The sequence below is a fragment of the Bradyrhizobium sp. SZCCHNR1053 genome, assembly GCF_032381235.1.
Lineage (GTDB): Bacteria > Pseudomonadota > Alphaproteobacteria > Rhizobiales > Xanthobacteraceae > Bradyrhizobium.
Genome location: NZ_JAUHJM010000015.1, coordinates 1 through 23,856, shown reverse-complemented (window position 1 = coordinate 23,856; position 23,856 = coordinate 1). Strand labels below are relative to the sequence as shown.

General features: G+C 66.7%; 21 protein-coding genes and 1 tRNA gene. 8 read left to right on the top strand and 14 right to left on the bottom strand.

The genetic code is table 11. The features are described from left to right. Positions 1-36: 36 nt before the first annotated feature. From QX051_RS26375 to QX051_RS26365, 3 genes are read left to right on the top strand one after another with little or no spacing between them, the layout of a single operon-like run. The gene (locus QX051_RS26375) at positions 37-1,089 is read left to right on the top strand and encodes a type III polyketide synthase (protein WP_315778136.1); all 1,053 of its coding nucleotides are present in this window, start codon (positions 37-39) and stop codon (positions 1,087-1,089) included. Next, on the top strand, positions 1,086-1,592 hold the full coding sequence (locus QX051_RS26370) for an isoprenylcysteine carboxyl methyltransferase family protein (protein WP_315778135.1): 507 nt from the start codon (positions 1,086-1,088) through the stop codon (positions 1,590-1,592). Before QX051_RS26375 ends, QX051_RS26370 begins: the two co-directional genes overlap by 4 nt. Beyond that, a complete protein-coding gene (locus QX051_RS26365; RefSeq protein ID WP_315778134.1) occupies positions 1,589-3,208 on the top strand; it encodes a DHA2 family efflux MFS transporter permease subunit in 1,620 nt (539 codons plus the stop codon). The genes QX051_RS26370 and QX051_RS26365 overlap by 4 nt, the downstream gene beginning before the upstream one ends. Here QX051_RS26365 and QX051_RS26360 read toward each other — a convergent pair. Both QX051_RS26360 and QX051_RS26355 read right to left on the bottom strand, forming a co-directional pair. Next, positions 3,146-3,898, bottom strand: coding sequence for a sulfate transporter family protein (locus tag QX051_RS26360; protein ID WP_315778133.1), 753 nt, complete (start codon positions 3,896-3,898; stop codon positions 3,146-3,148). The two genes, QX051_RS26365 and QX051_RS26360, sit on opposite strands and share 63 nt — an antisense overlap. Positions 3,899-3,974: 76 nt before the next feature. After that, complete coding sequence (locus QX051_RS26355) at positions 3,975-6,662, bottom strand: heavy metal translocating P-type ATPase (RefSeq protein ID WP_409998142.1); 2,688 nt, start codon at positions 6,660-6,662, stop codon at positions 3,975-3,977. Between the two features lie 46 nt (positions 6,663-6,708). On the opposite strand from QX051_RS26355, the gene QX051_RS26350 reads away from it, so the two are divergent. Further along, positions 6,709-6,984 (top strand): metal-sensitive transcriptional regulator, encoded by a 276-nt coding sequence (locus tag QX051_RS26350; RefSeq protein ID WP_315716843.1) that lies wholly within the window; start codon positions 6,709-6,711, stop codon positions 6,982-6,984. A 16-nt stretch (positions 6,985-7,000) separates the two neighbouring features. On the opposite strand, the gene QX051_RS26345 is transcribed toward QX051_RS26350, so the two are convergent. Then, positions 7,001-7,978, bottom strand: a complete 978-nt coding sequence (locus QX051_RS26345) for a YiiX/YebB-like N1pC/P60 family cysteine hydrolase (protein WP_315778131.1) — start codon at positions 7,976-7,978, stop codon at positions 7,001-7,003. A gap of 188 nt (positions 7,979-8,166) precedes the next feature. Here QX051_RS26345 and QX051_RS26340 point away from each other — a divergent pair, with 188 nt between their 5' ends. Continuing rightward, positions 8,167-9,579 carry a flavin monoamine oxidase family protein gene (locus tag QX051_RS26340; protein ID WP_315778130.1) on the top strand — a complete coding sequence of 471 codons (1,413 nt, stop codon included), beginning with the start codon at positions 8,167-8,169 and terminating at the stop codon, positions 9,577-9,579. Positions 9,580-9,743: 164 nt separating this feature from the next. Here QX051_RS26340 and QX051_RS26335 read toward each other — a convergent pair whose 3' ends face one another. The 8 genes from QX051_RS26335 to infC form a co-directional block, all read right to left on the bottom strand. Further along, positions 9,744-10,688, bottom strand: a complete 945-nt coding sequence (locus QX051_RS26335) for an MBL fold metallo-hydrolase (RefSeq protein ID WP_315778129.1) — start codon at positions 10,686-10,688, stop codon at positions 9,744-9,746. A 35-nt stretch (positions 10,689-10,723) separates the two neighbouring features. Then, positions 10,724-11,500: a sulfite exporter TauE/SafE family protein gene (locus QX051_RS26330; RefSeq protein WP_315778128.1), complete on the bottom strand. Its 777-nt coding sequence runs from the start codon at positions 11,498-11,500 to the stop codon at positions 10,724-10,726. Continuing rightward, positions 11,497-13,905: a phenylalanine--tRNA ligase subunit beta gene (gene pheT / locus QX051_RS26325; RefSeq protein ID WP_315778127.1), complete on the bottom strand. Its 2,409-nt coding sequence runs from the start codon at positions 13,903-13,905 to the stop codon at positions 11,497-11,499. The genes QX051_RS26330 and pheT overlap by 4 nt, the downstream gene beginning before the upstream one ends. Continuing rightward, positions 13,902-14,402, bottom strand: coding sequence for an endonuclease domain-containing protein (locus QX051_RS26320; protein ID WP_315778126.1), 501 nt, complete (start codon positions 14,400-14,402; stop codon positions 13,902-13,904). The genes pheT and QX051_RS26320 overlap by 4 nt, the downstream gene beginning before the upstream one ends. A 155-nt stretch (positions 14,403-14,557) precedes the next feature. Continuing rightward, a complete protein-coding gene (pheS, locus tag QX051_RS26315) occupies positions 14,558-15,640 on the bottom strand; it encodes a phenylalanine--tRNA ligase subunit alpha (protein ID WP_315778125.1) in 1,083 nt (360 codons plus the stop codon). Between the two features lie 143 nt (positions 15,641-15,783). Beyond that, complete coding sequence (gene rplT / locus QX051_RS26310; RefSeq protein WP_012040570.1) at positions 15,784-16,143, bottom strand: 50S ribosomal protein L20; 360 nt, start codon at positions 16,141-16,143, stop codon at positions 15,784-15,786. A gap of 77 nt (positions 16,144-16,220) precedes the next feature. Further along, a complete protein-coding gene (gene rpmI, locus QX051_RS26305) occupies positions 16,221-16,421 on the bottom strand; it encodes a 50S ribosomal protein L35 (protein ID WP_008539890.1) in 201 nt (66 codons plus the stop codon). Positions 16,422-16,887: 466 nt separating this feature from the next. Then, positions 16,888-17,427, bottom strand: coding sequence for a translation initiation factor IF-3 (infC, locus tag QX051_RS26300; protein WP_315740503.1), 540 nt, complete (start codon positions 17,425-17,427; stop codon positions 16,888-16,890). 327 nt (positions 17,428-17,754) lie between these two features. On the opposite strand from infC, the gene QX051_RS26295 reads away from it, so the two are divergent. Beyond that, entirely contained in the window at positions 17,755-18,540 is a 786-nt protein-coding gene (locus QX051_RS26295; RefSeq protein ID WP_315778124.1) for an alpha/beta hydrolase, read from the top strand. Positions 18,541-18,551: 11 nt separating this feature from the next. Here QX051_RS26295 and queG read toward each other — a convergent pair whose 3' ends face one another. Then, positions 18,552-19,736: a tRNA epoxyqueuosine(34) reductase QueG gene (queG, locus tag QX051_RS26290; RefSeq protein ID WP_315778211.1), complete on the bottom strand. Its 1,185-nt coding sequence runs from the start codon at positions 19,734-19,736 to the stop codon at positions 18,552-18,554. Further along, a complete protein-coding gene (locus QX051_RS26285) occupies positions 19,685-20,377 on the bottom strand; it encodes a glutathione S-transferase family protein (RefSeq protein ID WP_315758183.1) in 693 nt (230 codons plus the stop codon). The genes queG and QX051_RS26285 overlap by 52 nt, the downstream gene beginning before the upstream one ends. Before the next feature lie 357 nt (positions 20,378-20,734). Here QX051_RS26285 and QX051_RS26280 point away from each other — a divergent pair, with 357 nt between their 5' ends. Next, positions 20,735-21,541: an undecaprenyl-diphosphate phosphatase gene (locus tag QX051_RS26280; RefSeq protein WP_315740364.1), complete on the top strand. Its 807-nt coding sequence runs from the start codon at positions 20,735-20,737 to the stop codon at positions 21,539-21,541. Between the two features lie 109 nt (positions 21,542-21,650). Here QX051_RS26280 and QX051_RS26275 read toward each other — a convergent pair whose 3' ends face one another. Beyond that, positions 21,651-22,619 (bottom strand): complex I NDUFA9 subunit family protein, encoded by a 969-nt coding sequence (locus QX051_RS26275; RefSeq protein ID WP_315778123.1) that lies wholly within the window; start codon positions 22,617-22,619, stop codon positions 21,651-21,653. A gap of 222 nt (positions 22,620-22,841) precedes the next feature. Here QX051_RS26275 and QX051_RS26270 point away from each other — a divergent pair. Next, positions 22,842-22,928, top strand: a tRNA-Leu gene (locus QX051_RS26270). Positions 22,929-23,856: the final 928 nt, after the last annotated feature.

The following is a 23,856-nucleotide window of genomic DNA, read 5'->3' as shown; positions in this document are numbered from 1 at the left end:
GACCTTTCTGCGCCGGGACGTTGAAGGATCAGCCGCATGGACCATACCGCCGCACTCGTGTCGCTCGCGACCTCGGTGCCACCGCATCAGTTCCGCCAGAACGAGGTGATGGAGGCCGCACGCGTGGTGCTGTCGCCGCGCTTTCCGCAGTTCGACACGATGGCGAGCCTGTTCGCCAACACCGGCATCCGCCAGCGCTACGGCGTCAAGCCGATCGAATGGTACATGGAGCGCCGCGGCTGGCCTGAGCGCACCGAGGCCTATCTCGAAGGCGCCGAGGCGCTGTTTATCGATGCGACCAACAAGGCCCTGGCGCAGGCCGATCTCGCAGCCGCCGACATCGACACCATCGTCACCGTGAGCTCGACGGGCATCGCGACGCCGACGCTGGAAGCGCGCGTCGCCGGGCGACTGGGCTTTCGCGCGGACGTATCGCGCGTGCCGGTGTTCGGGCTTGGCTGCGCCGGCGGCGTCTCGGGCCTGTCGATCGCCGCGCGGCTGGCGCAGGCCCGGCCCGGCACCAATGTGCTGTTGGTGACCTTCGAATTGTGCACGCTGGCCGTGCGCCATGATGAGTTGACGAAAGCCAACATCGTCGCGCTGAGCCTGTTCGGCGATGGTGCCGCAGCGGCGATCCTGCGCGCCGGCGATGGCGGCGCTATCAGGGTCGAGGCGACCGGCGAGAAGCTGTGGCCGGATACGCTCGATATCATGGGCTGGAGCGTCGATCCCGAAGGCTTCGGCGTGATCTTCCAGCGCACCATTCCGGACTTCGTCACCGAGAACATGGGCCCGGCCGTCAACGAGATCCTGGACCGGATGAAGCTCGCGCCTGCCGACGTCGACCGCTTCGTCTGCCATCCCGGCGGCGCCAAGGTGATAACGGCGCTGGAGCGCGCGCTGTCGCTCGGCCAGGGCACGCTGGATCATGAGCGCGAGATCATCGCCGACTACGGCAACATGTCCGCGCCGACGGTGCTGTTCGTGCTGGAGCGCGCCCGCGCCCGGGGCTTGCCGCCGCGCTCGGTGCTCACAGCGCTCGGACCTGGTTTCACCGCAAGCTGCGTTTCATTGAGGCACGCCGCATGACCTTCGCCGCCTTCGTCCTCGCCCTCGTCACCATGCAACGGCTCGGCGAGCTCGTGCTCGCCCGCCACAACACCAAGCGCCTGCGCGCCATGGGCGCGGTCGAGGTCGGGGCGGATCATTATCCGCTGATGATCTCGATGCATGCGGCCTGGCTGGTGTCGCTGTGGCTGCTCGGTGCCGACCAGGATGTCGACCCGTGGCTGCTGTCGGGCTTCGTGCTGCTGCAGGGTCTGCGCTGGTGGGTGCTGGCGACGCTCGGCCCGCGCTGGACGACGCGCATCATCATCCTGCCCGGTGCGCCGCTGGTGACCGATGGTCCCTATCGCTACATCTCGCATCCGAACTATCTGGTGGTCGCAGCCGAGATCGCGCTGCTGCCGCTGGCGCTGCATCTGCCGCTGATCGCGTTGATCTTCTCAGGCCTGAATGCGGCGGTGCTGTTCATCCGCATCCGCGCCGAATCGGAAGCACTCACCGGCATCGGCGGCGGCCAGACCGCATGAGCGCATCGGCCGCGCCGCAGGATCGTCCGAGCCTCGCCACCTGGCTCGGCTTCATCCTGATGTGCGTCGGCATGTTCATGGCGATCCTGGACATCCAGGTGGTGGCGACGTCGCTGCCGACCATCCAGGAGGCGCTCGGCATCACGCCGGACGCGATGAGCTGGATCCAGACGGCGTATCTGATCGCCGAGATCATCGCCATTCCGCTCACCGGGCTGCTCACGCGCGTGTTCACGTTGCGCTGGCTGTTCGTCGGCGCCGTCGGCATCTTCACCGCCGCCTCGCTCGGCTGCGCGTTCAGCGGCGATTTTCATACGCTGCTGGCGTTCCGCGTGCTGCAGGGCTTCTTCGGTGGTCTCCTGATCCCCGTCGTGTTCTCCGCCGTGTTCCTGCTGTTTCCACCGCGCCTGCACGCGGTCGCGACGACGATCGGCGGCGTGGTCGCGGTGCTCGCACCGACCATCGGCCCGGTCGTCGGCGGCTTCATCACCAACACCTGGTCGTGGCCCTGGCTGTTCCTGATCAACATCGTGCCCGGCATCATCGCCGCGTTGATGACGCCAAGCCTGCTGCCGAAGCAGCGCATGGATCTCGCGGAGCTCGACAAGCTCGACCTGTTTGCGCTGTTGCTGCTCGCGGTGTCCCTGGCCAGCCTCGAGCTCGGGCTGAAGGAGGCCCCGAAGGGCGGCTGGCTGTCGTCGAACTGCATTGCGTTCCTGGTGCTGAGCGCGTCATGCCTCACTTTGCTGATCCAGCGCCTGCTGGCCTCGCCGCATCCGATCCTGCGGCTCGGCAGCTTTCAGCGGCGGTCGTTCACGCTCGGCTGCCTGTCGAGCTTCTGTCTGGGCATCGGGCTGTTCGGCTCGGTCTATCTGATGCCAGTGTTCCTCGCCTTCGTGCGCGGCCACGACGCGTTCGAGATCGGCAAGATCATGCTGGTCACCGGCGTAGCGCAACTGATCGCCGCTCCGCTGGTGACGGCGCTGGACGGCAAGGTCGACGCGCGTCTCCTGACGGCGTTCGGCTTCGTGCTGTTCGGCTTCGGTCTGGCAGCGAGCGCGTTCCAGCCGCCGACTGCGGACTATCAGGAGATGTTCTGGCCGCAGGTGGTGCGCGGCGTCGGCATCATGTTCTGCCTGCTGCCGCCGACGCGGATCGCGCTCGGTGACCTGCCGCAGGCCGAGGTCGCCGATGCCAGCGGGCTGTTCAACCTGATGCGCAATCTCGGCGGCGCCATCGGCATCGCGCTGATCGACACCATCATCTATGGCCGCGTCGCCATGCATGCCCAGGCGTTTCGCGACCGCCTGCTGGCCGGCGATACCGCGGCGGCCAAGGCGATCGGGCTCGCGCCGGAGCTGCTGCGCAACCGGCCGCGCGGCGTTTCGGAGGAGCAGGCGATCGCCTATGTCCGGCCGCTGGTCGAGAAGGCCTCGCTGGCGCTGTGCGTCAACGAGGCCTGGTCGCTGCTCGCCGGTGTCGCGCTGCTCGGCTTCCTGCTGATCCCCTTCGCCCGCAGCAAGGCGGCGAGCCTGTCGCCGCGGATGATGGCGCTAGAGGCTGCGCAGCCGGCGCTCCGGCGACGGCTCGATCAGTTCGGGCCGCGGTCCGGATAGGCGCTTGTGCAGGTGGACCATGAAGGCCATGCCGAACAGCGGCGTCGCCAGGTTCACGATCGGGATGGTGACGAAGGCCGCGATGATCAGCCCCGCGGTGAACACGGTCACCGCATTGTCGCGCCGCATCGCCTTGGCCTCCGCCGGCGGCCGGAAGCGCATCGCGGCCAGCTCGAAATATTCGCGGCCGAGCAGCCAGGCCGTGGCGAGGAAGAAGATCACGAAGCCGGCGCCCGCCAGGAACACGAAGGGCAGGGCGACCAGATAGACCAGGATGGTGAGACCGGCGGCCTTGAGGCCCTCGATGATGGCGACGCCGAAGGGCAGGGCGACGCCGGGGCGCTCGGCCGGATAATGCTCGCGCTCGACGAGGTCCGCGACGTCGTCGACGAACAGGCTCGCGATCACCGAGGTGATCGCCGGCATCAGCATGATGCCGCCGAACACGACGCCGAAGCCGGCGGCGATCGAGATGATCCAGGTGAGCACCTCGAGCGTGCCGTGCGAGTTCGGCCCGAGCATGGCCTCGGCCCAGCCCTCGCCGGCAGTCGCGAGCCAGGTCAAGAGTCGCTGCAGCCCGATCGCGAGCACCGTGACCAGCACCAGCGCCAGCCCGATCGCGCGCCACAGGATCGAGCGCATCGGCGGCGACAAAATCTGCGAAATCGCCTTGATGGCGGCGTCGATCATGGCGGGGTCCCTCGCTGCAAAGCCCGCGGCAGAGGTAGACATGCCGGCGGGCTTCGGCAAGTCCGCCGGCATCGTATCAAAGTTCGGTCGCCCGCAGTCGCAGCGCGTTGCCGACCACGCTGACCGACGACAGCGACATCGCGGCGGCGGCGATGATCGGCGACAGCAGGATGCCGAACAGGGGATAGAGGACGCCCGCGGCGATCGGGATGCCGGCGGCGTTGTAGATGAACGCGAAGAACAGGTTCTGGCGGATGTTGCGCATCGTCGCCGCCGACAGCTTTCGCGCCCGCGCGATACCGCCGAGGTCGCCCCGCAACAGCGTGATGCCGGCGCTCTCCATGGCGACGTCGGTGCCGGTGCCCATCGCGATGCCGACGTCGGCCGCGGCGAGCGCCGGCGCGTCGTTGACGCCGTCGCCGGCCATCGCGACGATCTTGCCGCTGGCGCGCAGACGCGCGACCACCGCGCTCTTCTGCTCCGGCAGCACCTCGGCCTCGACCTCGGTGATGCCGATCTTGCGCGCGACCGCGGTGGCCGTGGTGCGGTTGTCGCCGGTCAGCATGATCACCTTGACGCCGTCGGCCGCGAGCGCCTTCAGTGCCTCCGGCGTCGAGGCCTTGACCGGATCGGCGATCGCAAACAGCGCTGCCGGCTTGCCGTCAACGGCCATCGTGATCACGGTGGCGCCTTCGCTGCGCAGCCGCTTGCTCTCGACGCCCAGCGTATCGGTGATGATGCCGAGCGAGGCCAGGTAGGTGGCGGTGCCGAGCACGATGGCTTTGCCTTCGACCTCGCCGCGGGCGCCCTTGCCGGTCGGCGCGTCGAAGCCCTTGACGTCGGCGAGCTTGATGTTGCGCTCGGTGGCATGACGGACGACGGCCGCGGCGAGCGGATGTTCGCTGGCGCGCTCCACGCTTGCCGCGAGCCGCAGCGCCTCGGTCTCGTCGAAACCATCAGCGGTGACGATCGCCGTCACCTTCGGCTTGCCTTCGGTCAGGGTGCCGGTCTTGTCGACGACCAGCGTATCGACCTTCTCCATCCGCTCCAGCGCCTCGGCGCTCTTGATCAGCACGCCCGCCTGGGCGCCGCGACCGACGCCGACCATGATCGACATCGGCGTTGCGAGACCGAGTGCGCAGGGACAGGCGATGATCAGCACGCTCACGGCGGCGACGAGGCCGAAGGCGAAGCGTGGCTCGGGACCGAACGCGTACCACGCGACGAAGGCGGCAATGGCAGCAGCGATCACCATCGGCACGAACCAGCCCGCGACCTGGTCGGCGAGGCGCTGGATCGGCGCGCGCGAGCGTTGCGCGTCGGCGACCATCTGCACGATCTGCGACAACAGGGTCTCGCGGCCGACCTTGTCGGCGCGCATCACGAAGCTGCCGGTCTGGTTCAAGGTGCCGGCGATGACGCGCTCGCTTTCGGCCTTGGTCACGGGCATCGACTCGCCCGTCACCAGCGATTCGTCGAGCGAGGAGCGGCCTTCGAGAATGATGCCGTCGACCGGCACCTTCTCGCCGGGACGCACGCGCAGGCGATCGCCGACCGCGAGCGCGGCGATCTCCACCTCATGATCGTTGCCGTCGGCATCGAGCCGCCGCGCCGTCTTCGGCGCCAGCTGCAGCAGAGCCTTGATCGCGCCCGACGTCGCGTCGCGTGCGCGCAGCTCCAGCACCTGGCCGAGCAGGACGAGAACGGTGATCACGGCGGCCGCCTCGAAATACACCGCGACCGCGCCGCCATGGCCGCGGAACGCCGGCGGAAACGTCTGCGGCGCCAGGGTCGCGATCACGCTGTAGACATAGGCGACGCCCGTGCCCATCGCGATCAAGGTGAACATGTTGAGATTGCGCGTCTGGACCGATTGCCAGCCGCGGACGAAGAACGGCCAGCCGGCCCACAGCACGACTGGTGTCGCCAACGCGAGCTGGATCCAGTTCGACAACATCGGATCGATAAAGCCATGGCCGCCGACGAGGTGGCCGCCCATCTCGAGTACGACGACGGGAGCGGCGAGCAAGGTGCCGATCCAGAATCGCCGTGTCATGTCGGCGAGCTCGGGATTGGGCGCGTCGTCGAGGCTGATGACGTCGGGCTCCAGCGCCATGCCGCAGATGGGGCAGGTGCCCGGGCCCACCTGCCGGATCTCGGGATGCATCGGGCAGGTGTAGATCGTGCCTGCAGGCATCGCGGGCGGCGACTCGCGTTCGCCGCGATATTTGTCGGGATCAGCCGCGAACTTGGTGCGGCAGCCGGCCGAGCAGAAATGGAAGGTGTGACCCTCGTGCTCGAAGCGATGCTTCGAGGTCGCGGGATCGACGCTCATGCCGCAGACGGGGTCGATGACCTTTGCCTGGTCGTGCTGATGCGCATGGTGCTCATCACCGCCACAGCACGACCCCGCGGCTGCCGGTGCAGTGGCGGCTGCGAGATACTTGGCGGGATCGGCGGCGAACTTGGTGCGGCAGCCCGCGGAGCAGAAATGGAAGGTCTGTCCCTGATGCTCGAGGCGATGCTTTGAGGTCGCGGGATCGACCGACATGCCGCAGACCGGATCCGTCACCTTCGCTGGTTCAGGCGCAGCGTGGTCCGAGCCGCCGCAGCAGGCCCCCGAATCGCTGTCAGGCGCCGCGCCGGCACGATCGCTGCAACAGTTGTCCGCGGATGCTTGTTTGTGTCCGGTTTCCACCGCGCGCTCGTGCGATCCACAGCCGCATCCCCCCGCGCCGCCATGCTCGTGTTTGGTTTCCGACATCGCCAAGCCTCTTGAAACCTATACCCTGTAGGGGTATATATGCTCCATGCGCGAGGACATCAAGACATCCTGTCAGAAACGTTTGAGCCGGATCGAAGGGCAGGTCAGGGGCCTGTCGAAGATGGTCGAGGACAACCGCTACTGCATCGACATCGTGACCCAGATCTCCGCTGTGCGGGCGGCGCTGCGCCGGGTCGAGGAGGAGATTCTGCGCGACCACGTCGCGCATTGCGTCGAGCATGCGATCGCCTCCGGCGACAAGGCCGATCAGCGGCAGAAGATCGCGGAGCTGATGGACGTGATCGGCCGGTCGGATCGCTGAGCAGGATGGACGACGATCAAACCGCGACCTTGCGCCCCCGGGCAGCCGTGCGCGGCGCGACCTGCCGCACCGGCTCGGCGACGAGGTCGTGCGCGTTGACGACGAGCCGCTCGCTGACTTCCTCGATCGTCATTTCCGCAGCCGGAACCGGCTGCGCCGCTTCTTCGTCAGCCGCTTCAGGAACGAGCGGCGGCGCTGTGGCAGAGCCTGGAAACACGGCGAATTCGCCCGCTACCTCCGCGAGCGGCTTCTGCTTGTCGGCCCAGTGGAGAGTCGTGTAGTCGAACCCGTTGACGATGGTCGGCTTGACGATCTCGAAATAGGGCGAGATGTCGAAGTCGCGCGGCATGTACAGCGATGAATCGCGGATGTGCAGGATCTCGCGCTTGGCGCGCCGTGAGGGGGCCCGCGTGATCTTCGGCAGGATCGGATAGCGCACGGCGTCGAACGCCTGCGCGATCAGCGCCGAGCAGATCATCTTGGTCGGATCGCCCGAGCCCAGCGCGATCATGCGCCGCCGCCAGCGTTGCGGAATCGGCATCGGGATCAGATAGCGCATCAGGTCGATGATGTTCTTGGTGTCGTAGCCGAAGCCGATGCGATTGATGGCGTAGCGGCACACCGTGTGCCGGTCCTCATACGTCAGGCCGACCGGACGGCAAACGCGGGTGTGATAGGCGAAGTACTTCGACAGCGGCGCCGAGATTACGCCGTCGCCGACATAGGCCTCGACCAGCACGTGCGGCTCTCCGTCGGGCTCGACGGCACCGTCGATCGGTCCGACATAGAGTGCGGCGTGCGACCAGGTCGATTGCGTGAGGTATTTGATGATGCCGGAGATGCGGCTGTTGCCTTCGACCAACAGCACGTCGCCGGGCTGGACGTCCTTGCGCAGGTAGTCCGGATCGCTCGGCGTGAACGGCTCATAGCCGGGGATCTCCTTCTGGAGATAGGCGGCAATCAGCTTGCCGATCTGGTCGAGCACGATACCCATAACGCTCCCCGGGGACCTTGGCCGATCGCCGGCTTTTCCCTTCTTCCATGATGGTCGATTGCGGTTGCAATTTGGTTCATAGTCGAGTTCTGCACGGAATCACGTTTACCATCCTGGTTGCCGCAACGCGGTAGATGCGGCAAATTCGGTGGCCATTCGTTTCGTTCAAAGCTTTCGGAAACCATGTCATGAACTTCACGCGCCGCGGCTTCCTCTCCGCTTCCGCGGCGCTGGCCGCGCTGCCCATCTCAGGCCGCGCCGCGCAGCCGGCTGTTCCGCGCGAGGCTGACATTGTCGTGATCGGGGCGGGTGCGGCGGGAATCGCTGCGGCTCGCCGGATCGTTGCCGCCAACCGCAAGGTCGTGGTGCTGGAGGCCTCGCCGCGGCTCGGCGGCCGTTGCAGCACGGATGTCGCCACCTTCGGCGTGCCGTTCGATCGCGGCGCCCGCTGGCTGCTCAACGCCGACAGCAATCCGATCAGCAGGCTCGTGCGCGGTGTCGGACTCGATCTCGTCGCAGCTCCCGTCGGGCAGAAGATCCGTGTCGGTCGGCGCAATGCGCGGCCCGGCGAGACTGAGCAGTTCCTGGCCGGGCTGGTGCGCGCCAATCGCGCCGTCGACGAGGCGGCACGCGGCAAGCTCGATACCTCCTGCGCCGCGGCGCTGCCGAAAGATCTGGGCGACTGGACCAGCACCACCGCGTTCGTGCTCGGCGCCAGCGCGACCGGAAAGGATCTCGCCGATCTCTCCGCGATGGACAAGGCGCGCGCACAGGATCGCAGCGCGCCGCTGGCCTGTCGGCAGGGGCTGGGCACGTTCCTCGCCAAGCTCGGCGAATCGCTGCCGTCATCGCTGTCGACTCCGGCAACGCGCGTCGTGTGGACCAACCGAGAGGTCGCGGTGGAGACGCCGGCGGGGCGAATCGCGACGCGCGCCGTCATCCTCACGGTGTCCACCAACGTGCTGACGTCAGGCGCCATCAAGTTCGCGCCCGAGCTGCCGAAGCGGCAGCTCGACGCCGCCGCCAAGCTCAGCCTCGGCAGCTACGATCACATTGCGCTGATGCTTGCGGGCAATCCGCTCGGCCTGTCTCGGGACGAGGTCATCATCGAGCAGAGCAATTCCAACCGCACGGGTCTGCTGCTCGCCAATATCGGTGGGTCGTCGCTTTGTACCGTCGATGTTGCCGGCGCCTTCGGCCGCGAACTATCAGCGCAGGGCGAGGCGGCGATGTCCGATTTCGCCAGGGAGTGGATCGGCAAGCTGTTTGGAAGTGAAGCCGCCGCAGCGGTGAAGTCGTCCGCAGCCACGCGCTGGAACCAGGTGCCGGGCGTGCTCGGCGCGATGTCGGCGGCCACGCCCGGCAGCCAGGGCGCCCGCAAGATCCTCGGTGAACCCCTCGGTCCGCTGTTCCTGGCGGGAGAGGCGACGCACGAAACGCTGTGGGGCACGGTCGACGGCGCCTGGGACTCCGGCGAGCGCGCCGCCGAAGCCGCGCTGCGCCGGATCGGCGCGTTGAAGGATCCCGAGCCGGAACGGGCGAACGAACGGCAACGGCCGCGCCGTCGCGGCAAGGTGCGGTCGGCGTCGCCGGAGGATTGAGCCGGATTGGATCGCGGTGCCTGTAGGGTGGGGGCAAAGGCGCAGCCGTGCTCTCTCCATGTTCGAGATCGTAGGGGCGCCGTGCCCACCATCAAGCTGATGAGTTCGCCGATCGACGGTGGGCACGCTGCCGCCTTCCGGCAGCTTTGCCCAGCCTGCGCGAGCTACACCGGCAGCTTCAGCTCCAACAGGTCCTTGGCGACGATGATACGGCCCGAGTAGTTCTTCCTCACGTCGCGGGTCCAGTCGTCGTCGGTCACCTCGGGATCGTCGCCGGGAACGAAGTGGCTGAGCACCAGCACTTTCACATCTGCTGCCGCGGCGATGCGTCCGACGTCTTCGGTCGTCGTATGGCTTTCGAGCAGGTGCTTCTTCAGCGTCGAGCCGTTCTTCGTCTTGGCGACCAGCCGATCGACCGCGGGCACATAGAGGCATTCATGCACGAGCACGTCGGCGCCCTTGGCAAACTCTGCAAGCTTCGGGTTATAGGCCGTGTCGCTCGAGAACACGATCGTGCCGTCGGGCGTCTCGAACTTGTACGCGAAGTTGTCGGTGATCGGCGGATGTGGCGTGCGGAACGCGGTCACCGTCACGTCCGCCGTCTTCAGCACGACGCCGTCCGTGTCGATATCCTTCGCGACCAGGAGTGGCCGCGGATCTGGCCGGCCTTCGTCCGCGATGCGGGTGTCGACGTCGAACTTGTTAGTTTCCCAGAAGCTCCTGGTCATCGCCTCCAGGCCCTTGGGTCCGAACGACTGGATCGGCGTCGACAATCCTGCGGCCCAGGCGTTGTAGAACAGATTGCCGTATTCGAGATTGTGATCGGAGTGGTGATGGCTGATCAGGATGTACTTCACCGACGGGATCGGAACGCCGGCATTGACGAGCTGGCGACTGACGCCCATGCCGCAGTCGATCACAAACGGCGTGCCGTTGACGACGACGAGGTTGGCCGGATTGGAGGCGCCGATGCCGACGCGCGGGCCGCCTTTGGTGCCGAGGAAGACGATCCGCGTGCCGGTCTTCGTGCCTTGCGCGAACACCGGGGGCATCGCAACAGTGCCGGCTGTTGCCAACGCGAGCTTGAGCATCGTTCGACGATCGATCACGGCGCGTCCTCGCTGTCTGCATCCCTGCAGATAGGTTAACCGCGGCCGAGCACGCCGTCGAGGGCCGGCAGGCCGGCGATCACGGCGATCGCGATCAGCGCGTAGCAAATGACGCGGAACACGTGCTCGCTGGCGCGGCCGAACAGCGATGCGCCCAGCGCCACGCCGAGCGCATAGACCGGGCCGATCAGCAGCGAGAGCCTGAGCGAATCCCAGGTGATCAGGCCGCTGGCCGCGTAGCTGACCATGGCGAAGCAATCCGACGCGCCGAAGAACAGGACGATATTCGCCCGCGCGATCTTCGGCGGGATCGGGCGTCCGAGCCAGTAGCCGACGATCGGCGGCCCACCGGTCTGGGCCACGCCGCTGCAGAATCCCGAGACGGCGCCGACCGCAACCGAGAGCGCGGCGTAGTCCTTGCCGCGATAGCGCCAGCCGGAGATCAGCAATGCGAGCAGCACGACGACGAAGCCAGTGATGATCCAGCGCACGGTCACCGGATCAAGCCGGGTGAGAAACCAGGTGCCGAGCGGCACGCCCACCAATGCGCCGGCGACGATCACCGCGGTGGCTCCGCGGTCGGCCTCACGCCAGGCTGCGGGCACCGTCGGGGCCATCGACACGAAATCGATCACCAGCAGCAGGGGCGCGACGAGCCGCGGCGTCGCAAAGCTGCTCGCCAGCGGCATGAAGATCAGCGCCGCGCCAAAGCCGGAGAAGCCGCGCGCGGTCGCTGCGATGAAGGCGACGATCGCCACCGCGACCGTCGCGTACAGGCTGAGATCGGCGGGAATGAGCCCTGACAGGCTCATCCGCGCAACGTGCCGCCGGTCTTCTTGGCGACGTCCGCGGTGATCTTCGCTGCCACGGCGTCGATCTCCTCGTCGGTCATCGTCTTGTCGCGCGGCTGCAGGGTCACCGCGATCGCCACCGACTTCCTGCCGTCCTCGATGCCCTTGCCCTCGTAGACGTCGAACACGGTGACATCGGTGATCAGCTTCTTGTCGACGCCCTGCGCGGCGCGCACGATGTCGCCGGCCTTGACCTTGCGGTCGACGATGAAGGCAAAGTCGCGCGACACCGGCTGGAATGCCGAGAGCTCCAGCACGGGCTTGGCCCGCGTCGGTTTCGCCTTCGCGGCTGGGATGCGATCGAGGGTGACCTCGAAAGCGACCAGAGGTCCGTCGGCCTTCAGCGCCTCCAGCGCGCGCGGATGCAGCTCGCCGAAATGGCCGAGCACGTTCTGCGGTCCCATCTGGATCGTGCCGGAACGGCCGGGATGCATCCAGGCGGGGCCGCCGGCGACGATCTGCAGCGACGCCATCGGCGCGCCAGCCGCCGCGAGTACGGCGAGCGCATCGGCCTTCGCGTCATAGGCGCTGGCCGCCTGCGATCCGGTCCAATGCCGGCCGAGTCCCTTCGACGACGCGATGCCAAGGCGAATACCACTCGCGGCCACGAACTGATCCGCGGGGCCATCGTCCTTGAAGACCTGCCCGACCTCGAAGATCGCCGCATCGCCGAAGCCGCGATCGGCATTGGCCTGCACCGTCGCGATCAGGCCCGGCAAGAGGCTCGGGCGCATGTCCGATAGATCGGCGGCGATCGGATTGGCAAGCGCGAGCTCGGCCTTGCCGCCGCCGAACAATTCGGCCGCCGGCTTGGAGATGAACGACCAGGTCACGGCCTCGACCATGCCGCGCGCAGCCAGCGCGCGCTTGGCGCGCCGGGTGCGCAGCTGGATCGGCGTCAACACCGGCTTTCGCGGGGCATCGCCGCGCTCGAACGGCGTCATCGGCACCTTGTCGACGCCAACGATGCGCACGACCTCCTCGACGATATCAGCCTTGCCATGCACGTCGCTGCGCCAGGAGGGCACCGCGACCTTCACCACCGGGCCGTTGCCGGCGACCACGAAGCCGAGATGCGTCAGGATTCGCCGCATCTCGGTCAGCGGCACCTCGATGCCCGCCAGCCGCTTCACCTCGGTCAGTGGGAAATCGATGATACGGTCATCACCAAACGGATTGCCGACGACGACGGTCTCCGACGGCGTGCCGCCGCACAGCTCGAGCACGAGCCTGGTCGCCATCTCCAGGCCCGGCACCATGAAGGCCGGATCGACGCCGCGCTCGAAGCGGTAGCGCGCGTCGGAATTGATGCCGAGCTTGCGGCCGGTCTGGGCGATGTTGATCTCGTTCCACAGCGCCGATTCGATCAGCACGTCGGTGGTGCCTTCGTCGCAGCCGGAGGCTTCGCCGCCCATGATGCCGGCGAGCGATTCGACGCCGGAATCGTCGGCGATGACGCACATCGAATGGTCGAGCGTGTAGGTCCGGCCGTCGAGCGCGAGCAAGGTCTCGCCGTCACGCGCGCGGCGGACGACCAGATTGCCCCTCACCTTCTTGGCGTCGAACACGTGCAGCGGACGCGCGCGGTCGAAGGTCATGTAGTTGGTGATGTCGACCAGCGCGTTGATCGGGCGCAGGCCGATCGATGTCAGGCGCTGCTGCAGCCACTTCGGCGACGGGCCGTTCTTGACGCCGCGCACCAGTCGCAGCGCGAAGCCCGGACAAAGCTTCTCGTCCTCGACCGTGACCTTCACCGGGCAGGGGAGCTCGCCCTTCGCCGGCTTGATGCCGGGGTCCTTCAGCTTGCCCATGTCGGCGGCGGCGAGGTCGCGGGCGATGCCGTGCACGCCGGTGCAATCTTGGCGGTTCGGCGTCAGGTTGATCTCGAACATGGGATCGCCGAGGCCGGCCCACTCCGCGTAAGGAGTGCCGATCGGCGCATCCGCCGGCAGCTCCATGATGCCGTCGTGATCGTCGGAAATCTGCAGCTCGGCCGCCGAGCACAGCATGCCACGGCTCTCGACGCCGCGGATCGTGCCGACCGAGAGCGTGATGTTCTTGCCGGGGATGTAGGTGCCGGGCGGCGAGAACACCGACACAAGGCCCGCGCGCGCGTTCGGCGCGCCGCACACCACCTGCACCGGCGCGCCACCGTCACCGGTGTCGACCATGCAGACGCGTAAGCGGTCGGCGTTCGGGTGCTGCTCGGCGGAAACGACGCGCGCGATTCGATAGGGCGCGAGCAGCTTCGCTTTGTCCTCGAGATGCTCGACCTCGAGGCCGATCATCGTGAGCTTGTTGGCGAGCGTCTCGACCGACTCGTCTGTGTCGAGATGGTCCTTCAGCCAGGACAAGGTGAATTTCATGGCTGCATGCCTCGGATCTTGCTGGTGTTTGTATCGTGTGTGTTGGCTTCGTATGTGCCGTCTTGGCCGCTTGCACAGCTCTCTCCGCTCCCTCCCCCCTTGTGGGGGAGGGTTGGGGAGGGGGGTAAGCCACGGGCGCGGACGGCGAGAGCCTGACGGCTGGCTTCAACGACGCCTTCCAAGTTCGAAGTCACCTGCTCGTTGGTGAAGCGGTGGACTTCAAAGCCTTCGGCTGCGAAGAACGCGTCGCGTTGGGCGTCTCTTGCCTGCCGTTCGGCGAAATCATGCGATTCCCCGTCGAGTTCGATGACAAGCTTTGCCGAGAAGCAGACGAAGTCAGCAATGTAGTTACGAAACGGGACTTGGCGGCGAAAGCTGGCGCCATCGATCCGGTTCGCCTTGATGTAGCGCCAGAGCAGTGTCTCGGCGCGCGTCATCGCCTGGCGAAGTTGCTTCGCCCGGCGGCGATGGCGCTCGCTGACAACTGCGTGCGGCATCCGGGGCTACCCCCCTCCCTGACCCTCCCCCACAAGGGGGGAGGGAACGGAGAAACCGGTGGTTGTCGAAGCGCGCGCGCGGGGGATCCAGCTCTCCCCCGCAAGCGGGAGAGGGAGTCCTACCGCCCGAGCGGAGACAGCGAGGCCGGCAACGCTCACGCGCTCAATCCCCCCGCGAGCGTCGGCACATCCAGCGGCTTGAAGCCGTAGTGCGACAGCCAGCGGACGTCGCCTTCGAACAGCTGGCGCAGATCGCTCATGCCGTATTTCAGCATCGCGATGCGGTCGATGCCCATGCCCCAGGCGAAGCCCTGGTACTCGTCGGGATCGATGCCACAGGCGCGCAGCACGTTCGGATGCACCATGCCGCAGCCGAGAATCTCCAGCCAGTCCTCGCCTTCGCCGAAGCGGATCTCGCCCTTGTCGCGGCGGCACTGGATATCGACCTCGAGCGACGGCTCGGTGAACGGGAAGAACGACGGCCGGAATTTCATGTTGATGTGGTCGACCTCGAAGAACGCCTTGCAGAACTCGTGCAGGATCCATTTGAGGTGGCCGAGATGCGAGCCCTTGTCGATGACGAGGCCTTCGACCTGGTGGAATTGCGGCGTGTGGGTCGCGTCCGAATCGATGCGGTAGGTGCGGCCCGGGCAGATCACGCGGATCGGCGGCTTCTGGCTCAGCATGGTCCGCACCTGCACCGGCGAGGTGTGGGTCCGCAGCAGCATGCGCGAGCCGTCCGGCTTCGGATTGAAGAAGAACGTGTCGTGCATCTCCCGCGCCGGATGGCCTTCCGGGAAGTTCAGCTTGGTGAAGTTGTAGTCGTCGGTCTCGACATCGGGGCCCTCCGCGATCGAGAAGCCCATGTCGGCGAAAATCGTGGTCAATTCGTCCATCACCTGGCTGAGCGGATGGATGCGGCCGGTCTCGGCCGGCGAATCCTGCAGCGGCAGGGTGACGTCGATGGTCTCGGCCGCGAGCCGCGCGTCCAGCGCAGCGGCCCTGAGCACCTCGCGGCGCGCGGTGAGCGCCTGCGTGACCTTGTCCTTGGCAAGGTTGATCGCAGCACCCTGCGTTTTGCGCTCGTCCGGCGACATCTTGCCGAGGGTGGCCAGCAGCGCCGAGATCGAGCCCTTCTTGCCGAGGGCGGCGACGCGCACGGCTTCCAGCGCGGCTTCATCGCCGGCGGTGGCGATCTGGTCGAGGATCGAGGTCTCGAGCGAGGCGAGGTCGGACACGGTCAAAATCTCCGCGGGACAAAGGCGGCTGGGTTGTCGCCGCGCGGGCGACAGGGGTCAAGCGAAAGGATCGATGTCGCCGAACAGCAAAAAGCGGCCGAGATCGTCGGCCGCTTTGCAGTCCTCGCGATGAGGAAGGGCGATCAGGCGGCGAGCGCCGCCTTGGCCTTCTCAACGATCGCCTGGAACGCGGCGGGCTCGTTGATCGCGAGATCCGACAGCACCTTGCGGTCGACGGTGATGCCGGACTTGGACAGGCCGTCGATAAATCGGCTGTAGGTCAGCTCGAACGGACGCACAGCGGCGTTCAGGCGCTGGATCCAGAGCGCGCGGAAGGTGCGCTTCTTGCGCTTGCGATCGCGGAACGCATACTGGCCGGCCTTCTCGACGGCCTGCTTGGCGGTGCGGATCGTGTTCTTGCGGCGGCCGTAATAGCCCTTGGCGGCCTTGAAGACTTTCTTGTGCTTGGCGTGGGCGGTCACACCGCGTTTGACGCGAGACATGCCGGGTATCCTTGGATTCAGAGATGACGATCAGCCGCGGCTTGGAGGCGGCCAGGGTTTCGGAAGCGAGAGGCCGGTCAGGCGTTCGGCAAGAAGTACTTCTTGACGTTGTCGCCGTCGGTCTTGAACAGCACGCGGGTGCCGCGCAGCTGCCGGATCTGCTTCTTCGTCCGCTTGATCATGCCGTGGCGCTTGCCGCGCTGGGCGTGCATCACTTTGCCGGTGGCAGTCACCTTGAAGCGCTTTTTGGCGCCGGATTTGGTCTTCAGCTTGGGCATTTGGCTCTCCTTCATGCCAACGGCAAGCCGCCCGCTAAAGCGGCGCCATCAGGCGAAAATGCTCGTTAGAGCGTTGGTTGTGCTCAGGTATTGGGTCCAAACAAGGATCCACCCGCACAGGGACATCGCCACGGCAGCCCTTGATCAGCCGGGCGACGAAGGCCGCGCTTATGCCAGAGACGGTGGCTCTTGGCAACGCTGAACCGCCGAATCGGCTCGTCCGAGCCATGGTCAGCCGACATGGTCAGCCGACATGCGAGCCGCGGGTACAGGTATCCCAGGGCGGCCCTCGGCCACCGGCACCGGCCGGCTCCGTTCGGTGGAGCCGCAAAGGCTCCTCCGGCAGCTGCAGCGGGCGGTGGCAGGTCCTGATCCGCGCCCGCAAAGAGCGGTTCTGACGGGGGCCTCAAGAGAAAAGCCCGCCAGACGTGTGGCGGGCTCGGTTTGGTGCGTCGGTGGCTGGCGACTAGCGCGGGGCCAGAACCATGACCACCTGGCGTCCCTCGAACCGCGCGTCCTGCTCGACCTTGGCGAAAGCCGCGACGTCGGACTTGACCTTGTCGAGCAACTTGGTGCCGATCTCCTGGTGCGCCATTTCGCGGCCGCGATAGCGCAGTGTGATCTTGACCTTGTCGCCCTCTTCGAAGAAGCGCTGCATCGCCCGCATCTTCACGTCGTAGTCGTGATCATCGATCATCGGGCGGAGCTTGATCTCCTTGATCTCGACGACCTTCTGCTTCTTGCGGGCCTCGGCGGCCTTCTTCTGCGCCGAATACTTGTACTTCCCGTAGTCCATGATCTTACAGACGGGAGGATTGTTGTTCGGCGAAATCTCGACCAGATCCATGCCGGCATCAGCGGCCATCTTGATCGCAACCACGGTCTCGACAGTGCCGCGGTTGGTACCTTCTGAATCGATCAGCTGGATCTGCGCATTGCGAATCTCATCATTTGTGCGCGGCCCGTCTTTGACGGCAGCGGGCGGGGCTCGATTGGGGCGGCGAATGGGTAGTTCTCCAAGGTTGTGGAAGAAGGCGACTATTTTGAAGGAAGATGCCCTCGCGGGCAAGACAGCTGGCGTCCCGTGCGTCGAATTAACATCCGGCCGTCATGGCTCTTGCGTCGCACGCGCAGGACTTCGGCGCGGCCGTGCATTCCCCCAAAGGGACCACATGGCCAAGAATGGCGATCAAAACCGCACTTTCGAGGCCTCGTGGCTCCGCTCGCGGACATAGAGTGCGCGGGGCCCTTTCGCAAGCGGCAGCGCCCGGTCGAGCGGATTGACGCGACCGGCTGGTTCGCCCACACAGCCCCCGAAATCGAGTAACGATCCATGAACCCTGCTGTAGAAAATGCCGATACGCCCGTCTTCGTCACCGTCGGCGCGGGCGAATCGTCGCGCCGGATCGCGGTGCGGGCGCGGCCAGGCCGCCCGCCCGGGCTGTTCTGGCTCGGTGGCTTCAATTCCGACATGAAAGGCACCAAGGCGCTGGCGCTCGACGTCTGGGCCGCCGAGCGCGGCCGCGCCTGCGTCCGTTTCGACTATTCCGGTCACGGTGAATCCGGCGGCCGCTTCGTCGACGGCACCATCGGCCGCTGGCTCGAGGAGAGCGTCGCGGTGTTCCGGCAAATCTGCCGCGGACCGCAGGTCGTGATCGGTTCCTCGATGGGCGGCTGGATGGCGCTGCTGCTGGCGCGCGAGCTGCTCAAGGACCCGGCGGAGGCGACGCTGGCTGGCCTGGTCCTGATCGCCCCGGCGCCCGATTTCACCGAGGAGCTGATGTGGAAGGGCTTCCCGCCGGCGGTCCGGACCGAGATCGAGTCCAAGGGCGTCTGGATGCGTCCGTCGGAGTATGGCGAGCCCTATCCCATCACCAGGGCGCTGATCGAGGACGGGCGCAATCATCTCCTGCTCGGCGGTGCCATCAAGGTCGGCTGCCCGGTGCGCATCCTGCAGGGCGCGCAGGACCCGGACGTCCCCTGGCAGCACGCGTTCGCACTGACCCACCGCCTGCCGGCCGAAGACGTGGTGCTGACCATGATCCAGGACGGCGACCACCGGCTGTCGCGTCCGCAGGACATCGCGCGTATGCTGGCCGCGGTCGGTGAGATGGGCTGAGGCGGCCCGCTTCAGCATCGGGCTTGCCATTCCGCGCGGACGCTCTCGTCGGTCTCTGACGTCAGCGCCGCCTCCGCACGTCGCGCGAAGGCGGCGTCGTCGAGCAGCCGCGCGAGCGCCCAGGCGGCGGCGCCGCGCACCAGTGGACTCGGATCGGCGGCAAGCCGTTCGGCGGCCGGCGTCAGCGCCGCATCGCCGGAGTTGCCGATCGCGATCAGCACGTTGCGCAGGAAGCGGTCGCGGCCGACGCGCTTGATCGGCGATTTCGTGAACAGTGCGCGAAACGCGGCGTCGTCGAGCGCAGCCAGCTCGGCGAGATCGGGGGACCGCAGCGATTCGCGGGCTGCCAGCTTCGCCTCGCGCCCCGCTTGCGCGAACTTGTTCCATGGACAGGCAGCGAGGCAGTCGTCGCAGCCGTAGATGCGGTTGCCCAGCGCCTTGCGGAACTCGCGCGGGATCGGCCCCTTGTTCTCGATCGTCAGATACGAAATGCAGCGCCGTGCGTCGAGGCTGTAAGGTCCCGGAAACGCCGCGGTTGGGCAGCTGTCGAGGCAGGCCCGGCACGAGCCGCAATGATCGCGCTCCGGCGTATCGGCGGGCAGGTCGAGCGTGGTGTAGATGGCGCCGAGGAACAGCCAGGAGCCGAAGCCGCGTGACACCAGGTTGGTGTGCTTGCCCTGCCAGCCGAGCCCGGCCGCTTCGGCCAGCGGCTTCTCCATGACGGCCGCGGTGTCGACGAACACCTTCACGTCGCCGCCGGATTGCGCGACCAGCCAGCGGGCGAGCATCTTGAGGTTCTTCTTGATGACGTCGTGATAGTCGTCGCCGCGGGCATAGACCGAAATCGCAGCGTTGCCGCGCTGGGATAGGACCGCGCGCGGATCCTCGTCGGGGCCGTAATTGACGCCGAGCATGACCACGCTGCGGACCTCCGACCACAACGTGGTGGGATCAGTGCGGCGGGACGGCTCGCGCGCCAGCCAGTCCATGTCGCCGTGCTGGCCGGCGGCGAGGAAGCGTTCGAACGCGGCGGCCCGCTCGGCGCTCACGACTGGGGCGGTGATGCCGATGGCATCGAAGCCCAGCCGTTGCGCCTCGGCGGCCAGCGCCGCCTTCAACGTCTCCGGCGTGGGCCTATCGGCGCTCAGAAGTCCAGGTCCACATAGGTCCGCGACGCCGGCACGCCCGCCAGCCAGTCGGAGAGCAGCGGCCGGAACGACGGCCGCGACTTCACCCGCGCGTACCATGCCTTCGCCGCGTCGTCCTCGATCCATGGCACGTCGCCCAGATAGTCGATCGCCGACAGATGCGCGGCGGCGGCCAGGTCGGCATAGGTCAGCCGGTCGCCCGCCAGGAAATTGCGCCGCTGCGCCAGCCAGCCGATATAGGCGAGATGATAGCGCACATTGGTCTTGGCGGCGCGAATCACGTCGGTCGATGGCGGCCCGCCGCCATCCTCCTCGCTCATGAAGCGCTTGTAGATGCGCTCGGTGACCAGCAGGTTCGAGGCCTCCTCGAAGAACTTGGTGTTGAACCAGTCCATCAGCCGGCGCACCTCGACGCGCTCGGCCGCCGACGCCGGCATCAGCCGGCGATCGCCCATCTCGGGCCCGCAGGTCTCGTCGATGAATTCGGCGATCACGCCGACACCGGGCACCGGCGGCAGGCCTTCGACCGACAGCACCGGCGTCGTGGCCGCGGGATTGAGCACGAGGAACGCCTCGCGGCGCTCCCAGGCGCGTTCCTCCACCAGGCGCAGATCGAGCCCGTATTCGCCGAGCACCAGCCGGACGAAGCGTGAATGCGGGCAGAAGGGATGGTGGTAGAGCGTGTACATGGAGCCTTTCGACGATTCCGCGGCTACGGCGCTTAACGAACAATCAACCATCGGTTCGCACCGACGCCTCGTCCCGATACCGGCGCGCGGGTGCGCTCGCGAATCGGACCATTAGCGCATGGTCGGCGAAAGTGTAAGCAGTAGGGCGACGGGCGGTCATGCGGGAAACGGCGCTTTCGGGAACAGCGATCAGCGCGCCCGATCCGCTGTCCGGCATTGCCTCGTTCTGATTCGCATGGCCGATCACACGCCGGTTCATTCATCGGATGTGGCCGGTTCGAGCGCTTTTTGCAATTGCGGGCGGGAGCCGAATAGGCGAGAAGGGCCGCGTTTTGCCGGCAATCCAGGATCCGATCAATGATGTCAGATACGCTGCGGGCGGTGCTTCTCGGCATAATCGAGGGCGTCACCGAGTTTCTTCCCGTATCCTCGACCGGCCATCTGTTGCTGGCGGAACGCTTCTTCGGGCTCGGCGACGAGGGGTTCTGGAAGAGTTTTGCGATCCTGATCCAGCTCGGCGCCATCCTCGCCATCGTCGCGCTGTACTTCTTCAAGCTGTCGCGCGTCGCCATCGGCGCGATGTCGAACGCTGACGACCGCCGATTCATCATCGGCGTGCTGATCGCCTTCCTGCCCGCCGTCATCATCGGCCTCATCGCCGGCAAGTACATCAAGGCGCTCCTGTTCGATCCCTGGGTCGTGTGCTTCTCGCTGATCGTCGGCGGCGCCATCCTGCTGTGGGTCGATCAGATCGATCTCAAGCCGCGGGAGCACGACGCCACGCGCTATCCGCTCATGATGTATCTGTGGATCGGCGTCGCGCAGTGCCTCGCGATGATCCCCGGCGTGTCGCGCTCCGGCGCCACCATCGTGGCGGCGATGCTGCTCGGCGGCGACAAGCGCTCGGCCGCGGAGTTCTCCTTCTTCCTGGCGATCCCGACCATGGTCGGCGCCTTCGTCTACGACTTCTACAAGAGCCGCGCCGAGATGACGTCCGATCACCTCGGCCTCATCGCGATCGGCTTCGTCGTCTCCTTCATCACCGCCATGATCGTGGTGAAGGCCTTCCTCGGTTACGTCACCCGCCACGGCTTCGTGCTGTTTGCCTGGTGGCGCGTGATCGTCGGCACGCTGGGCCTGATCGCGCTGGCGCTGGGGAAGTAGTTATCGCGTAGGGTGGGCAAAGGCGCGCAGCGCCGTGCCCACCGTTCTCACCGAGCATGCCAAAGCAAGGTGGTGGGCACGCTTCGCTTTGCCCACCCTACAGATACCCTCACGCGTTCTTGCGCTGGAACTGCCCGGACGGACGGAAGCGCCAGAGATATTGCGGGGCGACCGCCTCGAGCGAGTCAGGCGTGATGCCGAGGCCCTGCAAGGTCAGCCCGGCCGCCTTTGCCGCCTCCGACACCACGTTGTCGTGGCGCAAGAGCTCGACCTGGTCCGGCGTCAGCTTCAGCGGCCCCGGCGCGAACTGCAGGATTGCGGCCTGCAGTTTGGCGAGCCCGAACGGCAGCGGCAGCAGCGCGCGGTCGCGATCGGTGATGTCGAGGATGATTTTCAGGATTTCCCGGAAGCTCAGCACCTCGGGCCCGCCGAGCTCGTAGGTCGCGCCCGGCTGCGCCTTGCCGTCGACCGCATCGGCTACCGCAGTGGCGACGTCGCCGACATAGACGGGCTGCATCTTCGTCTCGCCGCCGCCGATCAGCGGCAGGAACGGCGAAATCCGCGCGAGCGCCGCAAAGCGGTTGGTGAACTGGTCCTCGGGGCCGAACACGACCGAGGGACGCATGATCACGGCCTCGGGCACCGCGGCCAGCACGGCGGCCTCGCCGGCCGCCTTGGCGCGGGCATAGCTCGAGGCCGACTCCGCGTCGGCGCCGATCGCCGAGACGTGCACCATGCGGGCGCCAGCGGCGGCGGCCGCCTTGGCGACGGTGGCGGCACCCTCGGCCTGCACGGCCTCGAAGGTCTGCGCGCCGCTCTCGGTCAGGACGCCGACGAGGTTGATCGCGACATGGCTGTCACGCAGCGCTGATGCGACCGAGTCGGGATAGCGCAGATTGGCCTGCACGGCGTGGATCTGGCCGACCCGGCCAAGCGGCTGCAGGTGGCCGGCGAGCTCCGGCCGGCGCACCGCGACGCGGATGCGATAGTCGCGCTTGGCCAGCGCCCGGACCACGTTGCGTCCGACGAAGCCGGAGCCGCCGAAGACGGTAACCAATGTGTCCAGATTCGATGCCATGGAATGAGTCCTGGGATTGCCGGGCGGTCGGTCCGCCCCGGACGAGATAGCTGTCAGCGGCGATTCGCACCCCGCGGCCCGCCATCCTGGGCCGCTGTATAGCCCATCGTCCGCACTGCGGAAAAGGGAGCCGTGTTTTTGCGCATGGCTTCAGAAAAATTGTCATCTTGGGCGTTCAGCGGTTTGACAAGCGCCCGTTCGATCCGTACACAGCGCCCCCATGCCCAGGTGGCGGAATTGGTAGACGCGCTGGCTTCAGGTGCCAGTGGCTTAACGGCCGTGAAGGTTCGAGTCCTTTCCTGGGCACCATTTTGGTGGTGACCTCCCCCGCACAGAACTCTGTGACAGACGACGGCGCTGATGCGCCTCCGGATCTGATTGGGTGGCATCGATTTAGCTGATGTCTTCGGGACATCAGCGACACGCTCGTCCCCGAGCCAGCCGATAATCCTCCTTTCAACGCCCGTGATGTAGCCGCCGCTGCCGGCTGCGAGCCTCCACCCTCCCCTGGAGGGGGAGGGTCGATCGCACGCGAAGCGGGCGAGCGGGGTGGGGTGATCTCTCCACGCACGCCAGCGCCAGAGGAGAGATCACCCCATCCCGCCTCACGTTTCGCTTCGCTCTCCGTGAGGCGACCCTCCCCCTCCAGGGGAGGGTGGGCACCGCCTTCGTGTTGAGTGATCACCATGACCGCCGTGGTCTTTCTCGTTTAGGGCAAGACCTATCAGCCTCGCGGCGCGCTTTGCGCCCGAGCTGTGCTGATCGTCTCGCCCCCTTCAATCATGAGGGCGCAGGGAGAGCCGGGTGCCGACCGCACCCATGGCCCGCCAGCGAAGGAAAATGCTGGCGGCAGGAACCACAGGTACGCGCCGGATCATCCGGCCCTCCCTGCGCGATTGGTTTTAACGGCTGCTTCGCGTTCTCCCTGGTGCGCCGGGCTTGTTGGCCACCATCCCCACGCGAAGCGAAGGCTTCGACATGAGTTGATATCAGCGTCGGGATATCAGGACCGCGCGACTTGACCGTGCGTGCCTCGCCGTTCGTCCGCGCAAGAAGCTCACGCTGCGTCGACACACGCCCATCGCATCCCACTGCCAACGATCCGTGACGGTCGCGAAACGCCCCTCATGCGGCAGCAGGGACGCGCGGAAATGTGCAGGTGATTTGCCCGACGAGGCTGGGCAAGAACTCAGTGTTCACGGTAAGATTTGGGGGCATGACGAATCGGCCGTTCAAG

Coding starts and splice junctions, on each gene's coding strand:
- QX051_RS26375 (WP_315778136.1), top strand. CDS start 37: ATGGACCATACCGCCGCACTCGTGTCGCTCGCGACCTCGGTGCCACCG.
- QX051_RS26370 (WP_315778135.1), top strand. CDS start 1,086: ATGACCTTCGCCGCCTTCGTCCTCGCCCTCGTCACCATGCAACGGCTC.
- QX051_RS26365 (WP_315778134.1), top strand. CDS start 1,589: ATGAGCGCATCGGCCGCGCCGCAGGATCGTCCGAGCCTCGCCACCTGG.
- QX051_RS26360 (WP_315778133.1), bottom strand. CDS start 3,898: ATGATCGACGCCGCCATCAAGGCGATTTCGCAGATTTTGTCGCCGCCG.
- QX051_RS26355 (WP_409998142.1), bottom strand. CDS start 6,662: ATGTCGGAAACCAAACACGAGCATGGCGGCGCGGGGGGATGCGGCTGT.
- QX051_RS26350 (WP_315716843.1), top strand. CDS start 6,709: ATGCGCGAGGACATCAAGACATCCTGTCAGAAACGTTTGAGCCGGATC.
- QX051_RS26345 (WP_315778131.1), bottom strand. CDS start 7,978: ATGGGTATCGTGCTCGACCAGATCGGCAAGCTGATTGCCGCCTATCTC.
- QX051_RS26340 (WP_315778130.1), top strand. CDS start 8,167: ATGAACTTCACGCGCCGCGGCTTCCTCTCCGCTTCCGCGGCGCTGGCC.
- QX051_RS26330 (WP_315778128.1), bottom strand. CDS start 11,500: ATGAGCCTGTCAGGGCTCATTCCCGCCGATCTCAGCCTGTACGCGACG.
- pheT (WP_315778127.1), bottom strand. CDS start 13,905: ATGAAATTCACCTTGTCCTGGCTGAAGGACCATCTCGACACAGACGAG.
- QX051_RS26320 (WP_315778126.1), bottom strand. CDS start 14,402: ATGCCGCACGCAGTTGTCAGCGAGCGCCATCGCCGCCGGGCGAAGCAA.
- rplT (WP_012040570.1), bottom strand. CDS start 16,143: ATGTCTCGCGTCAAACGCGGTGTGACCGCCCACGCCAAGCACAAGAAA.
- rpmI (WP_008539890.1), bottom strand. CDS start 16,421: ATGCCCAAGCTGAAGACCAAATCCGGCGCCAAAAAGCGCTTCAAGGTG.
- QX051_RS26295 (WP_315778124.1), top strand. CDS start 17,755: ATGAACCCTGCTGTAGAAAATGCCGATACGCCCGTCTTCGTCACCGTC.
- QX051_RS26285 (WP_315758183.1), bottom strand. CDS start 20,377: ATGTACACGCTCTACCACCATCCCTTCTGCCCGCATTCACGCTTCGTC.
- QX051_RS26280 (WP_315740364.1), top strand. CDS start 20,735: ATGATGTCAGATACGCTGCGGGCGGTGCTTCTCGGCATAATCGAGGGC.
- QX051_RS26275 (WP_315778123.1), bottom strand. CDS start 22,619: ATGGCATCGAATCTGGACACATTGGTTACCGTCTTCGGCGGCTCCGGC.